Source organism: Bradyrhizobium sp. B039 (assembly GCF_038965675.1).
Taxonomy (GTDB): domain Bacteria; phylum Pseudomonadota; class Alphaproteobacteria; order Rhizobiales; family Xanthobacteraceae; genus Bradyrhizobium; species Bradyrhizobium diazoefficiens.
Window position 1 is genome coordinate 1,302,631 of sequence record NZ_CP152416.1, and the last position, 14,178, is coordinate 1,316,808.

General features: G+C 66.3%; 13 protein-coding genes. 5 read left to right on the forward strand and 8 right to left on the reverse strand.

Annotated features, from left to right (window positions below; translation table 11 throughout):
- Positions 1 to 4: 4 nt before the first annotated feature.
- The 3 genes from AAFG50_RS06010 to AAFG50_RS06020 all read right to left on the reverse strand — a co-directional run bounded on the left by AAFG50_RS06010 (position 5) and on the right by AAFG50_RS06020 (position 4,256).
- The gene (locus tag AAFG50_RS06010; RefSeq protein ID WP_028173921.1) at positions 5 to 811 is read right to left on the reverse strand and encodes a WecB/TagA/CpsF family glycosyltransferase; all 807 of its coding nucleotides are present in this window, start codon (positions 809 to 811) and stop codon (positions 5 to 7) included.
- Positions 804 to 3,164 (reverse strand): exopolysaccharide transport family protein, encoded by a 2,361-nt coding sequence (locus AAFG50_RS06015; RefSeq protein ID WP_028173922.1) that lies wholly within the window; start codon positions 3,162 to 3,164, stop codon positions 804 to 806. Before AAFG50_RS06015 ends, AAFG50_RS06010 begins: the two co-directional genes overlap by 8 nt.
- Positions 3,165 to 3,455: 291 nt before the next feature.
- The gene (locus AAFG50_RS06020; RefSeq protein WP_028173923.1) at positions 3,456 to 4,256 is read right to left on the reverse strand and encodes a methyltransferase; all 801 of its coding nucleotides are present in this window, start codon (positions 4,254 to 4,256) and stop codon (positions 3,456 to 3,458) included.
- A 406-nt stretch (positions 4,257 to 4,662) separates the two neighbouring features.
- Between AAFG50_RS06020 and AAFG50_RS06025 the strand changes: the two genes are divergently transcribed.
- The gene (locus AAFG50_RS06025) at positions 4,663 to 5,691 is read left to right on the forward strand and encodes a glycosyltransferase (protein WP_028173924.1); all 1,029 of its coding nucleotides are present in this window, start codon (positions 4,663 to 4,665) and stop codon (positions 5,689 to 5,691) included.
- A gap of 15 nt (positions 5,692 to 5,706) precedes the next feature.
- Here AAFG50_RS06025 and AAFG50_RS06030 read toward each other — a convergent pair whose 3' ends face one another.
- Complete coding sequence (locus tag AAFG50_RS06030; RefSeq protein ID WP_028173925.1) at positions 5,707 to 6,693, reverse strand: glycosyltransferase; 987 nt, start codon at positions 6,691 to 6,693, stop codon at positions 5,707 to 5,709.
- 239 nt (positions 6,694 to 6,932) lie between these two features.
- Here AAFG50_RS06030 and AAFG50_RS06035 point away from each other — a divergent pair, with 239 nt between their 5' ends.
- The 4 genes from AAFG50_RS06035 to AAFG50_RS06050 all read left to right on the forward strand — a co-directional run bounded on the left by AAFG50_RS06035 (position 6,933) and on the right by AAFG50_RS06050 (position 11,629).
- Positions 6,933 to 8,000 (forward strand): glycosyltransferase, encoded by a 1,068-nt coding sequence (locus tag AAFG50_RS06035; RefSeq protein ID WP_039187130.1) that lies wholly within the window; start codon positions 6,933 to 6,935, stop codon positions 7,998 to 8,000.
- Between the two features lie 45 nt (positions 8,001 to 8,045).
- On the forward strand, positions 8,046 to 9,425 hold the full coding sequence (locus AAFG50_RS06040; RefSeq protein WP_039187127.1) for an O-antigen ligase: 1,380 nt from the start codon (positions 8,046 to 8,048) through the stop codon (positions 9,423 to 9,425).
- Between the two features lie 93 nt (positions 9,426 to 9,518).
- Positions 9,519 to 10,664, forward strand: coding sequence for a GNAT family N-acetyltransferase (locus tag AAFG50_RS06045; RefSeq protein ID WP_028173927.1), 1,146 nt, complete (start codon positions 9,519 to 9,521; stop codon positions 10,662 to 10,664).
- Between the two features lie 80 nt (positions 10,665 to 10,744).
- Complete coding sequence (locus tag AAFG50_RS06050) at positions 10,745 to 11,629, forward strand: methyltransferase (RefSeq protein ID WP_028173928.1); 885 nt, start codon at positions 10,745 to 10,747, stop codon at positions 11,627 to 11,629.
- A gap of 13 nt (positions 11,630 to 11,642) precedes the next feature.
- Here the strand turns inward: AAFG50_RS06050 and AAFG50_RS06055 are convergent, their stop codons facing one another.
- From AAFG50_RS06055 to AAFG50_RS06070, 4 genes are all read right to left on the reverse strand, one after another.
- Positions 11,643 to 11,777 carry a hypothetical protein gene (locus AAFG50_RS06055; protein ID WP_257784484.1) on the reverse strand — a complete coding sequence of 45 codons (135 nt, stop codon included), beginning with the start codon at positions 11,775 to 11,777 and terminating at the stop codon, positions 11,643 to 11,645.
- 142 nt (positions 11,778 to 11,919) lie between these two features.
- Positions 11,920 to 12,519 (reverse strand): NAD(P)H:quinone oxidoreductase, encoded by a 600-nt coding sequence (gene wrbA / locus AAFG50_RS06060; protein WP_028173929.1) that lies wholly within the window; start codon positions 12,517 to 12,519, stop codon positions 11,920 to 11,922.
- Positions 12,520 to 12,666: 147 nt separating this feature from the next.
- Positions 12,667 to 13,365, reverse strand: coding sequence for a pirin family protein (locus tag AAFG50_RS06065; protein WP_028173930.1), 699 nt, complete (start codon positions 13,363 to 13,365; stop codon positions 12,667 to 12,669).
- A gap of 37 nt (positions 13,366 to 13,402) precedes the next feature.
- A complete protein-coding gene (locus AAFG50_RS06070) occupies positions 13,403 to 14,155 on the reverse strand; it encodes an SDR family oxidoreductase (protein ID WP_011090295.1) in 753 nt (250 codons plus the stop codon).
- Between the last annotated feature and the right edge of the window lie 23 nt (positions 14,156 to 14,178).

Consider the following 14,178-nt stretch of genomic DNA (forward strand, 5'->3'; position numbering starts at 1 on the left):
TCTCTCAGCGATTGGAAGGCCGTTTGCGGCTGAAGAGAAGATAGAGTGCGCGGGGGTTGGTGGTCAAATAGCGCCAGAACAGGCGGCGTGGCTCGAGCCAAGTGCGCCAGGCCCATTCGAGTCCGAATTTCTGCATCCATTGCGGCGCGCGGGACCGGCTGCCCGACAAAAAGTTGAAAAGGCCGCCCGATGTCTTGATAACGCCAACATTGGTCAGCAACGGCGTGTATTGCTCCACGAATGCCTGCTCGTTGGGCACGCCGAGCGCGACCCAGAGATAGTCCGGCGCGAGCGCGTTGATCTCCTCGACCTTCGCGCGCAGGGCCTCGCCGCGCAGATAGCCGTGGCTGTGCCCGACGATCTTGAGGTTCGGATACATCTTCCGGACGTTCTCGACCGCCGCGGCGTTCTCGGCCTCGCTGGCGCCGAACATGTAGAAGGTGCGGCCGACCGCTTCGGCCTTGCGCGCGACGACGTGGAACAGGTCCGTGGTCGCGACGCGCTCGGGCAGCGGGAACCAGGATTGCAGCTTCGAGGCCGCCACCAGCGGCTGGCCGTCGGCGTTGATCAGGTCGGCGCCGCGGAACAGGCGTTCGGTCTCCGGCTCGGTCGAGCAGCGCGCAAGCACCTCGCCATTGGCCGAGGTCAGGTGCAACGGACGGCCGATGCGATGACGCGGATCGGTCGCCTCGATCATGAAGTCGGCGGTCGCTTCCAGGTCGAGCGCGGCCATGCGAAGGCCGCCGACGGTGATCCGCGGCACGTCGGCGGTTGCGGCCCGGCCGTCCAGATTGACGCGGCGCTCAAGCATATTGTCTGCCTCGCTGGCGCGCCTGGGTTGCGGGCGCGAGTTCGTCGAGCACGACGCCGACGAGCTTGCGCTCGGCGCGGCCGAGCGTGCTCAGGATCTCTTCCAGGCTGTCGTTGATGTCGAGGCTGGTCGGCAGTACCGCAACCAGTGCGTCGGCATCGTCGAGCAGCTTGCGGCCGCCGGCCGGGAGCGGCATCGCGGGGCCGTCGAGGACCACGAGGTCATAGCCGCCGGCGGCGCGCGCCTGCGAAATCGCCTTGCGGATGGCCTCGGCCGCTTTGCCCGCGTCGCCTTCGGCGGCCGGCAGCACCGAAATGCCGTTCACCGTCTTGATCTCGCGCGCGGTCTTGCTGCCGATCGAGAGCCAGCCGAGCGCGCTCGGCTCGCTCTTGCCGGGACGGGTGACCTTGTTCGAGAGCGAGCGTGCCTGATGGTCGGCATCGATCATCAGGACGCGGGCACCGTCACGCGCGGCCGCGAGCGCGAAATTCAGCGCGGTCACGCTGCGCCCGGTGGTCTCGCTCGCACCAATGAGCGCGATCACCGGCATCGCCTTGCCGCCGGCGCGCCGGGCCACCGCGGCGCGCATGTCGCGCCAGGCATTGAGTAGCGTCGTGAGGGGAAAGCCGGGGCGCAGCGTCGGCCAGCCCAGCCGTGTCAGGTCGACGCCGCCGCCGGTGGCGAGAATGGCACCCAGCGTGTGGATGACATCGGCCTCCTGCAGGCGCGCGATCAGCGGCTTTTCGATCAGGGGCCTTTCGACCATCGAGGGCTGCAGCGATGGCGCGGCAACTTCCGGCAGAGCCTGCGCGACTTCCGGAGTGCGCGATGCCTGCTGAGGCCGGGCAATCTCCGAAGTCCGCGTCGTCTCTGGTGCTCGGGGACCTTGCGGCGCCGGTGTGCGTTCACGGCGGGCCGGCGTGGGGGCGCCGGCGAACAGGAGCTCGGCCGCGACGAACCAGCTCGAAGCCGCGAGCGCGCCGAAGATGAAGCCGATCATGGCGAACAGGCTCATCGCCGGCGGGAACGAGCGCCGCTGCGGCACGGTGGCTTCGCCGATGACGCGGGCCGCCGAGGTGTTCAGGGTCTCCTGCTCCTCGGTCTCGCGCGAGCGCTTGAGGAAGGACTGATAGACGTCGCGGCTGGCATCGGCCTCGCGCTCGAGTTCGCGCAGGCGCACGGCGGCCTGGCTGAGCTGCACGCTCTGCCGCTTCTGCGCCTCCAGCGCCCGGTTCAGAGAGGCCTCGTAGTCGCGGGCGCGCGTCAGATCGTTCTTGGCGGACTGCGCGAAGCGATCGATCTCCTCGTTGATGGTGCGCTTGAGATCCTCGACCTGTTTCTCGGTCTGGCGCAACGCCGGATGGCGCGGGCCGAGCTCGCCGGCCTGCTCCGCGTACTTCTTGCGGGCGTCGGCATATTGCGCGCGCAGGTTCGCGATGGTTGGCGATTGCAGCGCCTCCGAATTCGCGCCGGCATCTGCAGCGGTGCGCCGGCTCGCCTCGATCTGGTCGAGCCGTGCCTGTGCGTCCATTGTCGCCGCGCGGGCCGCGGAAAGCCGCTGATTGCTGGCGGAGAGCTGCTGGTCGCTGATCAGCGCGTCCTGGGTGCCGACGAAATTGTTCTGGGCCTTGTAGGTGGCGAGCGCGGTCTCGGCACTGCGCAACCGCTCGCGAAGCTCCTTGAGGCGGCCGGAGAGATCGTTGGTGGCGCGTCGCGCGGCCGAAGCCTGCGAGTTGCGGGATTCGGCGAGGTAGGCGCTGGTCAGCGTGTTGGCGAGCATCGCCGCTTTCGCCGGATCGGTCGACCAGACCTCGATGTCGACGATGAAGCTCTTCTCGGTCTTGCGGACCGTGATGTGCCGGTTCAGCGCGTCGAGCGCCGCGAGCTGCACTTCCTTCGTTTCCGCAGCGGACGGCGCACGGGGCTGAAGGCCGATCAGGCCGAGCAGCGACGACATCAGGCTCCTGGCATCACCGTCGCCGAATTCGGGGTCCTTGTCGAGGCCGGCCTGCTGGATCACCTGGAGCAGCACGCTGTTCGAGGTGATCAGGCGGGCCTGGCTCTCCACCACCATGGCCATGCCGGAGACGTCCTGGGCACGCGGCGTGAGCTCGCGATCGACCAGCTGAAGCTCGCGCGGGTCGACATAGAGCTGGGCGGTGGCGGTGTAGCGGGGCGTCACGCTCTTGCCCACGGTGACGGCAAGCGTCGCACCGAGGAGTGCGGCAGCGGCAATCGCGATCTTCCGCCGCCAGAGCAGATTGACGAGCTCCAGCACGTTGAAGCCGGTTTGAGGCCGTTGTCGCGGGGCCTCCGGTCCGGCCCGATCTATCGGCTGGTTGTAGTCAAGCATAGTCCCCAGCTTTCATTCCAACGACCGCGGGCTGAGGGGTTACTCTTCGCTTTACGCCACGCACCCGGGATATAGGTGCCCAATCAACGCAACAGGGAAAATTAACCATACTCATTGAGGGACTATTCACCGAAATGGCAAACAAAGCGTTTAAGCGCACGCCGCGCCTCGGCGCGTCACTGTGACACTCGCGATGCCGGGGTCCCCAAGGGATTAACGGTTCGTTACCGCGCGCAGCAAGGCCGCCAGGCTTCGCTCGTCCTGCGATGGACCGCGCGCGCGCCATGATTGTCAGCTCTTCCGCAGGATGACGTGATAATCGCCGCGGCGAACGTCGGTGCCGCGCGGGAGCACGGCGTTCAGCATTGCGGCGCCGGCATCGACCAGAGCTGCGAACAGCGGCTTGCGCCGGCGCATCTCGGGATAGCGCGGACTCTCGACCTCACGGCGATAGGTCATCTCGAGGCCATTGGCGGCCGCAAACGCTTCGAGCCGAGGCAACGTCACCAGCGGATGAAAGAAGGTCGGGAACGGTGGTTCGCCGGGCAGGCCGGCATCCCTGATGCCGCGGATGTGCCGGTAGAACCAGACGTGGAACCAGTGCGGCGAGTACTTGGTGACGACGCCGGACAGCGAGCGCGGATTGGGCGCGCCGATCAGGATCATCCCGCCGCGCTTGAGCGCGTCGCGAAAATTGAGGAGCGCAGCGTCGACGTTGGGCAGATGCTCGATCACGTTGTAGCAGATCACGAGATCGAAGGTCTCGCGGCCGAAGCGGTAGGTCTGCACGTCGCCGAGGATGGCTTCGTCCGCGTAGGTGTTGTTGCGGACCTGGTCCTCGTCGATGTCGACGACGGTGACCTGGCTGCGGCTCAGCAATTCCGGCGGCAGAACGCTGCACGAGCCGCCGCCGGCTTCATAGATGGCGAGCCGGCCCTGCGGCAGTTCGCGGCGCAGTACGTCGTGGACGGCGAGCAGGCTGTCGCGGGCTTCGCCGGGGACCAGATCGTGCAGCGCCTGGGCTTGCGCGGTGGCCGCGGGGATCTGGATCGCCGTAGCTGTCGCGAAATCGATCGTGGCTGGCTTGTTCATATTTTCTGACCGCGCTTGTTCGACTCAAATTTACAGGAAAAGTCTCGCATGCCCGAAGAGCAAATCTGGTGCCGCGACGCTTCACCGGTCGTGGTGCTTACGGTCGGGTTAATGCGCATGGCCGTTAACTACAGCATTGTCCCTGTCGCGCCGTCCGCAGCGGATGGACTGCGACTTGCAGTACCACGTGCGCATGGATTGGCAGGGAAAACACGCGAAAGCGGTTAAGCGCATGGCGGCAGATCTGCATTGTCGAGAGATCCGCGGAATGGTGCCGTTTCGCGCCTCGGTCCGGCCGTTCACTTTGGCACGCATCTGTCCCGTGGCACTGTGTCCTCACGGGACGTCACCGGCTGATGCGATTGACGCAGGGGTTTTTCAACATATCTCGGGCATCTAGAACGCCATGACGCTGATCCCGACAGACCTGTCCGCCAGCCGGCTCTCGGATGCCGTGCGCGATCCCAACCGGGAGATCGCGGCGAGCTCTCGCGTCATCGACCTGTCGGTCGGCATTGTCGTCTGCATTCCCTGCTTCCGCCGCCCGCAGCATCTGCGGCTGACACTGGAATCGCTCGCGAGCCAGCGAACCCCGCGTTCCTTCGCCGTCGTCATGGTGGAGAATGATGCCGCGCGGCGCGAGAGCGCGCCGGTCGCCGCGGAGTATCTCGCCGACGGCCGGCTCCAGGGCATCTGCCTTGTCGAGCAGCGGCAGGGTAACTGTCAGGCGATCAACGCTGCGTTCGAGACGGCGCAGGCGCTGTTTCCCGCTGCGACCCGCTTCCTGATGATCGACGACGACGAGATCGCCTCGCCCGACTGGCTCGAACTGATGGTTCGCACCGCGGAGGCGACCGGCGCCGATGTGGTCGGCGGGCCGGTGCTGCCTGACTTCGACGACGACAGCCAGCCCTGGCTTTCGCGTCATCCCGCCTTCCGCCCTGCCTATGACTACAGCGGCGCGGTGCCGCTGATCTATGGCTGCGGCAATTGCCTGATCACGCGTGCGGCGTTCGATCGGCTCGGCAGTCCGGCTTTCGATCTGCGCTTCAACTTCCTCGGCGGCGGCGACTGCGACTTCTTCGTGCGTTGCCGCGATGCCGGCATGACGTTCCACTGGACGACAGAGGCGGTCATCACCGAGACCGTGCCACAAAGCCGCACGAGCCTCGGCTGGATCGCAAAGCGCGGTCTGCGTATCGGCGCGATCAACTACCGTGTGCAGTACAAGGCCGCGCAGGGCGTGGCGGCGCGGGTGCGGGTGTTTGCGCAGATGCTCGGCCGGCTGCCGCTGTCTTTACTACGCGCGGCCCGCCTGCTGGCGACGTCGAAAGCCGTCGTCGCGATGCATCCCGTGATGGTCGCGCTCGGCTCCCTGCTGGCGGCGCTCGGCATCGAGCCGAAGCCCTATGAGGCCTCGAAGATCGTGTCCTGACGCCATGGCGGCGGACTAAATGCCAAAGCAGGCGAGGGCAACCCTGAGCGCGGAGCGCGGCAGCGAGTTGAGCGAGCGGCGGCCGATCATCCCGAGATAGATGAAGGCCTGGCGATATCTGCCGAAGCGGACCGCCTGCATCGCCGAATAGGTGACGAGATGAATCTCGGCCGCCTGCCGCAGCCGGGCTGCTGTGCCCTCGGGCAATCTCGCCAGGATCAGTCCGTCGTCGAAGACCCGCGCGATCGCCGGGAAGAAATCCTGCGGTGTCCGCACAGCCGCGTTCATGGTGTTGGCCGTGTGCAGGCGATAGTCGAGCAGAAGCTTTGGTGCGAACTCGAACTCGCCGATCGCAGCAAGGCGGCACCAGCAGTGCCAATCCTCGCAATATCTGAGGGAGGTGTCGAAGCCGCCTATGGCGCGGAAGGCCTCCGCACGCGCGAGCGCGATGCCGCCATTGACGATGAAATTGCCGGCCGCGAGCCGCGTCAGCACGTCGCCGGAGGGCTTGCGGCGTCCTTTCAAGAGGTCGCGCCGGCCGACCTGCCGTCCCTCGCTGTCGATCGTGTTGTAGTCGCCGTAGACGAGGACGGCGCGCGGAGCTCCGCGCGCTGCGGCCAGCAGTGCCGCGACCGCGCCGGGGCGCAGGCGGTCGTCGGCATCGAGGAAGAGGAGCCACTCGCCGCTGGCATGTCGCGCGCCGAGATTGCGCGCGGCCGATACGCCGGCGGAATCGTTGGTCATCAGGCGCAGCCGCGGGTCGCGAATGGCGCGGACGATCGCGATGGTGTTGTCGGTCGAACCGTCGTCCACGACGATCACCTCGGTCACCTCGCCTTGCGCCAGCGCGCTGGCGAGGGTTTCGCCGACATAGGCCGCAACGTTCTTGGCGGGAATGACGACGGACACCGATGTGGTCGAGCCCACCGGCAGCGGGAGGCGCGCTTGCGTCGTCACGCGTGCGCTGACCGGTAAATCGAGAACGTCTTCGGCGGTGATCAAGCTGCGGCTCGCTTTAAGGATTCGTTAACCAGGGCGCATCTGCAGATGCGATCGATGGCAACCTTGGCCGCTGCGGATGATACCCGCATTACGGCCAAATCGTTTCTCGGAAGGCCTGCGCGACGCCGGATTCGCAGAATAACGTTAAGCCGTTGGCATTAAGCCTGTCGCAAACTTGGAAGAGTGCGACAGCCGGTCCCATGCGAGAATGCGCACCCGGCTGCCGCGGATGGATTCCAGTGCCCGCAAAGACATTCGACTACGATCCCGACGACATGGTCCTCAACCTTTTCTACGAGGACAAGGACGACCGCTGGTTTCCCGGCGACCGGCATCTGCGGCGCATGGCGCGCCGCATGCTGCTCGGCGAGCCGCGCATGAGCGGGCAGCTTCGCGTGTTCCTCAATCTCTGCGCGGGGCTCGATCGGCTCGGCATCCGCTACCGCGTCAACGACTACGGCTACGTCGCGCAGCATCCCGAGGAAGTCGCCTGCATCATCGGTCGCACCTTCCTGCTCGACAAGTTCGCGTGGAAGAATCCGATCCTGCTCGGCGTCGCCGCCCACAATCATCCGCTCGACGATCCCGACCTGTTCAAGCGCCTGCCGGTGAAGAAGGTCGTGGTGCCCGGCCAGTGGTACGCCGACATGTACCGGCCGTACTGGCCCGACACGGAGGCCTGGCCCGTCGGCATCGACACGGATCTCTGGGCGCCGTCGCGCGCCTCGCAGAAGACCGTCGACGTGCTGATCTACGACAAGGTCCACTGGGACCGCGAGCGCTATGCGCCGGAGTTGATCGAGCCTGTCCGCGCCCGGCTGCTCAAGGAGGGGCGCTCGTTCACCGAGCTGCGCTATGGCAGCTACAAGGAAGAGGACTATCAGGCCGCGCTGGCGCGCTCGCGCGCGATGATCTTCCTGTGCCAGAACGAAAGCCAGGGCATCGCCTATCAGCAGGCGCTGGCCTGCGGCGTGCCGGTGTTCGCCTGGGACCCTGGCGGCCCGTGGCGGGACCCCGACTATTATCCGCATCGCGTGAAGTTCGAACCGGTGTCGTCGGTGCCGTACTGGGATCACCGTTGCGGCACGAGGTTCGTCGACGCCGCCGGGTTCGAGGCGGGCTGGGACGATTTCTGGACCGGCTGCGCCGCTGACGCGTTCGATCCGCGCGGCTTCGTGCTCGACAATCTCACGCTGGAACAGCGAGCGCTGCAATATTACGAGATCGCGCGCAGCGTGGCGCGGCGGCAGAAGGCGTCCGACGCGTCCGGCCTGCTGGTTGACGGATGGTTAACGAGGACGAGCTAAGACTTGTCGCTTGCTTCCCCGGGTTCACCAGGCCGGCCTTGAGCCATGGATCGCAGTGCCGCTGACATGACCGACGTCGAGGCCCGATCGTTCGGCCACGTCCTGCGCGATGGGCTTGCCGGTCTGAATGCCGTGCTGGCGGCGCGCTGCCTCGTCGCGGTTGCGGCCCTGCTCCTCGTGCTGGTGACGCTCGATCCGTTTCCCGATTTGCGCAATCCCGACGTCACCACCGTCGTCGGCGGACGAATGGCGCTCACCTACATCTCCTTCGGCCTCCTGGCTGCAATCGCCGTGTTGCTCGTCGCCGCCACGGATGCGCCCGCGCTGAAGAGCCTGGTGACCCCGCTGCATCTCTGCCTCGTCGGCTGGCTGCTGATCAACATCGTCTTCTCAGAGAGCCGCGGCGTCTCGATGCAGCGCTTCGTGCTCGCGGCCAGCGTGACGTCGCTCGCCGTTCTGTTGCCATTGCTGCCGCCGACGCAGCGCAGCTTCAACCTGTGCCTCGGCGCTGCCGCGCTCGTGCTGCTGGTGCTGTGCTATCTCGGCGTCTTCCTCGCGCCGCAATATTCCATGCACACCGCGCTCGACGTCACCGAGCCGCAGCTCGCCGGCGATTGGCGCGGCAGTTTCGGCCACAAGAACGTCGCATCTCCCGTGATGACCATCCTGGTCTATGTCGGCATCTACCTCTGCGGCGTCGGGTCGCTCGTGATGGGACCGGCGATCGCCGCGCTGGCGGGCATCTTCCTGATCTTCACCGGCGGCAAGACGTCGTCGGTGCTGTGCCTTGCGATCTACGCCCTCGCGTCGCTGGTCTGTGCCACGCCAAGCCCGTGGCTGAAGCGGCTCATGTGTTTCGTCCCGCTGATCGTGATGAACCTGCTGACGGTCGGCAGCGTCGTGAGCCCGTCGCTCGGCGCCATGACGCGGCTGCTTCCCCTCGATCCCACCTTCACCGGCCGTTCCGACATCTGGGAGTTCGCGCTCGCTGCCGTCGCCGAAAAGCCGATCATCGGCCACGGCTATGCGGCCTTCTGGGACGACGTGACGGCGCGGCAGACCGCCCAGGGCGCCGAATGGGCGACGTCCGCCGCGCACAGCCACAACAGCTATCTCGACCTCGCGGTCACCATCGGCCTGCCGGGCTTGCTGCTCGTCGTCCTCGTCTTCGTGCTCGCACCGCTCCGTAATTTCCAGTCGGCCCAGGCCCACAACCGCAGCGCCGCGCTGGTCAAACTGTTCCTGACCGTGTGGCTGTTCGGCCTGTACTACGGGACCACCGAGACCTTCCTGCTCGAACGGCAGAATCCGATCTGGTTCATGTTCGCGCTTGCCGCGGCCGGTCTGCATTTCCTGGCCAGGTTCCAGTGCGTCGAACAAACGGAGCCGCGCGCTGACAGCTTGTCGCAGCCGGGACGGCCGTAATGGCATCCGCTTAACGATATGCGGCGACGTCACTTGTGGACTGCGGCAAAACATAATCTATCTGGAAACATTCAGTCACTGTATGACCCGCGGATGGCGTTTCTCAGCGTCGAGCAACCAGATGATCGGGTGTCCAGCACGTCGGGAATCGCGGTCGATTTCGTGCGTGACTGGCGGCAGGCCGCATTGCGCCTGAATGGCGGGCATCGCACCGCGTTCCAGCATGGCTACTGGCTCGGCGCTTGGTACGAGGCGTTTCACGATCTCGCGCCGCTGATCGCCGTGATCTCCGATGCCATGACCGGCAAGGACATCGCGGCGGTGCCGATGATCAGCCATATCAGGCGCGGCATCCGCGTCGTCGAGTTCGCCGACCTCGGCGTCTCCGACAACAACGCGCCGATCCTGGCGCTCGATGCCGCGTTGGATGCGGCGGCGATGGATGCGATCGGCAAGGCGCTGGTCGACGCGCTCTGCGCCTTGCCCGACCGCTTCGACCTGCTGCGCCTGAGGAAGATGCCGGCGCATGTCGGCGGCAAGCCGAACCCGCTGGTGTCGCTCGGCCGTATCGGATCCAGCTCGCTGAACGGCAATCTCGTGCTGACGGGCGACGACTATGACGGCTATCAGGCCTCGATCAAGCGCATGCAGATGCCGCGCTGCTGGCGCGTGTTCAGCCGCCATGCCGGCGCGCGGTTCGAGATCGCCACGGATGTCGCGCGCGCGCTTGAGCTGCTGGACGTGATGGACGCGCAGCAGCAGGCGCGCATGCGCAAGCTCGGCTCGCGGTTCGTCCTCAACGACGACATGCATGCCCGATTCTATCGCGACGTCGCTCGCCAGGGTGTCGCGGATGGTTATGTCGTCATCTCGGCGCTGATGTGCGACGAGGGCGTCGTTGCCACCACGTTCGGCGTCAGGCATGGCGCGACCTATTTCCTGCTGCGGATCAGCCACGCCGGCGATTCGTGGTCGAGCTGCTCGCCGGGGCTGCTCGTCACCGAGCGCACCATGGCGGCACTGCATGCGGAGGGCGTGCGCCGTTTCGATCTCAGCATCGGCAACCAGGACTACAAGCGCCGCTTCGGCGCCGAGAAGGTCGCGCTGACCGACGCCAGCGTCGCGCTGTCCTGGCGCGGCGCTCCTTACGCATGGCGCGACCATGCCGCGCAGGGCCTGCGCCGCCATCCCAGGCTGGCCGCTGTCGCGGCGCGGGCGATGGGCAAGGGAACGCGCTAGAGCACGCGCCCCCCGATTGCAGATGTCGCTCGAATATCGCAATCGTTGTGTTATCGTCGTCTCCGTTTCACGGAGGCGACATGGAAGATCGTTCGGCAAAATATCGCGCATTCTATGCGCAGTTGATCTGCGCCGCGGCGAGAGCCGCGGATCCCCGTATCGAGGAGGCCTTTCGGACCGTCAGGCGCGAGCCTTTCGTCGGGCCCGGGCCGTGGTCGATCTGTCTCGGCGGTCATCCCTATGTCGTGACGCCCGATGATGATCCCGCGTTCATCTATCAGAACACGCTGCTGGCGCTCGACAGCGCGCGTGGCCTCAATATCGGGATGCCTGGTGCGCACGCCCATTGGCTCAGCGGCTGCGCCGTGAAGGAAGGCGAGACTGTGATCCAGATCGGTGCGGGTAGCGGCTACTACACCGCGATCCTCGCGCATCTCGTCGGACCCGGCGGCCGCGTCCATGCCTACGAGATCGACCAGCGTCTGGCAGGACTGGCGCGCGAAAATCTCAGGGATATCGCCCATGCGGATGTGCACGACCGTTCGGGCATCGCGTCCGATCTGCCGGCTGCGGATGTGATCTATGTCTGCGCCGGCGCGGCGCAGCCGGCCACGGAGTGGCTCGAGGCGCTACGGCCCGGCGGGCGGCTGGTGTTTCCGTTGGCGCCGGAAGGCATGCACGGCGGTATGTTGATGATCACGCGTCCTGACGACGACGCGATCTGGCCGGCGAAATTTCTCAGCCGGGCCCAGTTCATCGGCTGCGCAGGATTGCAGGATGCGGAGGCCGGTCGGCGATTGGCTGAGGCGTTCGCGAGAGGATGGGAGAGCGTGCAGTCGTTGCGGAGGAAAGGCGCTCCCGACGAGACGTGCTGGTTCGCCGGTGAGGGTTGGTGGCTGTCGACGGCGCCGGCGCCCACGCCGACGGCGTCAGTTCAGCCTCACGCCGACATCACGCGGGCCTAGGGGGATTGCCGTCTCACGATCCCGTGCACCCGGCGCAGTGAAGCCGGCCGCGTGAGGCGCGGAACAGGCTGCGGCAATACCAGCGCCGCGCAAGCGCCTGGGCGGGCCTGCGGATCATCTGCGCAATCAACAACAGTTCGAAAGCCATTCGTATCGCTTCTGGTCCAATATCCCTGAACACCTAGATGGGGCGGCATTCCCGAAAGAGAATGCCGCCCGCGTCGCATCAGCCATGCGGTCGATCGTCAAGCTTGACCGCGCAGCTTAACCGTGGAGCTCAGCCGTGCCGCTCAGCCATGGAGTTTCCTGGCGGTCTCCGCGATCTGGCGGCCCTGATAGCGCGCGCCGGCGAGCTCGTTGGCGCTGGGCTGGCGGCTGCCGTCACCGCCGGTGATCGTGGTGGCGCCGTAGGGTGCGCCGCCGGTGACCTCGTCGAGCTTCATCTGGCCGGCGAAGCCGTAGTTCATGCCGACCACGACCATGCCGAAATGCAGGAGATTGGTGATGATTGAGAACAGGGTCGTCTCCTGGCCGCCATGCTGGGTCGCGCTGGACGTGAAGGCGCCGCCGACCTTGCCGTGCAGCGCGCCCTTGGCCCAGAGCCCGCCGGCCTGGTCGAGGAAGTTCGCCATCTGCGAGGCCATCCGGCCGAAGCGCGTGCCGGTACCGACGATGATCGCGTCGTAATTGGTGAGGTCCTCGATCTTGGCGATCGGAGCGGCCTGGTCGACCTTGTAGTACGAGGCCTTGGCGACCTCGGCCGGAACCAGCTCGGGCACGCGCTTGATGTCGACGGTGACGCCGGCCTCGCGCGCGCCTTCGGCAACGGCGTTGGCCATCGCTTCGATGTGGCCATAGGCGGAATAATAGAGGACGAGAACTTTGGTCATGGTGGTCTCCGTTGGGTGATCAGTGAGTGTTCGTGATTGCTCCGTCGTTCCGGGGCGATGCAAAGCATCGAACCCGGAACCTCGAGATTCCGGGTCTGGCGCTTCGCGCCATCCCGGAATGACGGAAGATGATGCAGCTCGCCGCCGCTAGGCCGCGTCGACGAGCACGAGCTCGGAATCTTCGAGCGCCGTGATCTTCAACCTGCTCTCGTCGCGGATCGCGGCGCCGTCGCGGGCGTTGACGCGCACGCCGTTGATCTCGACCGAGCCTGCCGCGGGCACGAGGTAGAGATGCCGCGACTTCTGCGGCTCGTACTCCGCGCTTTCGCCGGCCTTCAACGTGGTGGCGAGCACCCGCGCATCGGCGCGGATCGGCAGTGCGTCCGTGTCGTCCTTGAAGCCGCTCGCGATGGTGACGAGCTTGCCGGAGCGGTCCCCTTTCGGGAACGGCTTCGAGCCCCAGGTCGGCTGGCCGCCGCGCGCCACAGGCTCGATCCAGATCTGGAAGATCCGGGTCTTGCTCGGCTCGAGATTGTACTCGGAGTGACGGATGCCGCTGCCGGCACTCATCACCTGCACGTCGCCCGCCTCGGTGCGTCCCTCGTTGCCGAGGTTGTCCTGGTGGGTGATCGCGCCCTCGCGCACATAGGTGATGATTTCCATGTTGGCATGGGGATGGGCGGGAAAGCCCGTGTTCGGCGCGATCTCGTCGTCGTTCCACACCCTTAAGGAGCCGTGACCCATGTTGTTCGGGTCGTAGTGGCTGGCGAAGGAGAAGTGATGCTTGGCCTTGAGCCAGCCGTGGTCGGCGCCGCCGAGCTTTGCGAAAGGTCTGAGTTCGATCATGGATGTGGGTTCCTGACTGGAGGGGAGGGGTTTGGCGTTACGCGCCAAACCCGCCGTCGACATTGAGCACGGTGCCGGTGACGAAGGAGGCCTCCGGGCTTGCGAGGAAGACAACGCCGGCGGCGACTTCCTCGGGGCGGCCGAAGCGTTGGAGCGCGTGCTGCTTGCGCTGGGCTTCCGCGAAGTCGCGGTCGTCGTCCGGGTTCATGTCGGTGTTGATCGAGCCGGGCTGCACGACGTTGACGGTGATGCCGCGCGGGCCGAGGTCGCGCGCCGCGCCCTTGGTGTACCCGACCACGGCCGCCTTGGTGGCGACGTAGTCGGCAAGGCCGGGGAACGAGGCGCGGTCGGCCAGCATCGAGCCGACCGTGACGATGCGGCCGCCTTCGCCCATCAGCTGCGAGGCGGCGCGGATCGCCGCGATCACGCCATGCACGTTGACCTGGTCCTGGCGTTCCAGCGCGTCGGTGTCGGCCTTGGCATCGTCGGTCGCGCCGCCCGCGGCGACGCCGGCATTGTTGACGAGGATATCGAGATGGCCGAATTCCTTGGCGACGTCGTTGACGAGCTTGGTGACGTCCTTGGCCGAGGCCTGGTCGGCTTTGAAAGCGCGAGCCTTGACGCCCCTGGCCTTCAACTCCGTGACGACCGCTTCGGCCTTGTCGGGCGAGGCGACGTAGCTGATGGCGACATCCGCGCCTTCGTCGGCGAGCGCGCGGGCTGAGGCTGCGCCGATGCCGCGCGAACCGCCGGTGACGAGGGCAACCTTGCCTGAGAGCTTCTTGGTCATTGGATTTATCCATTCCTGAATTT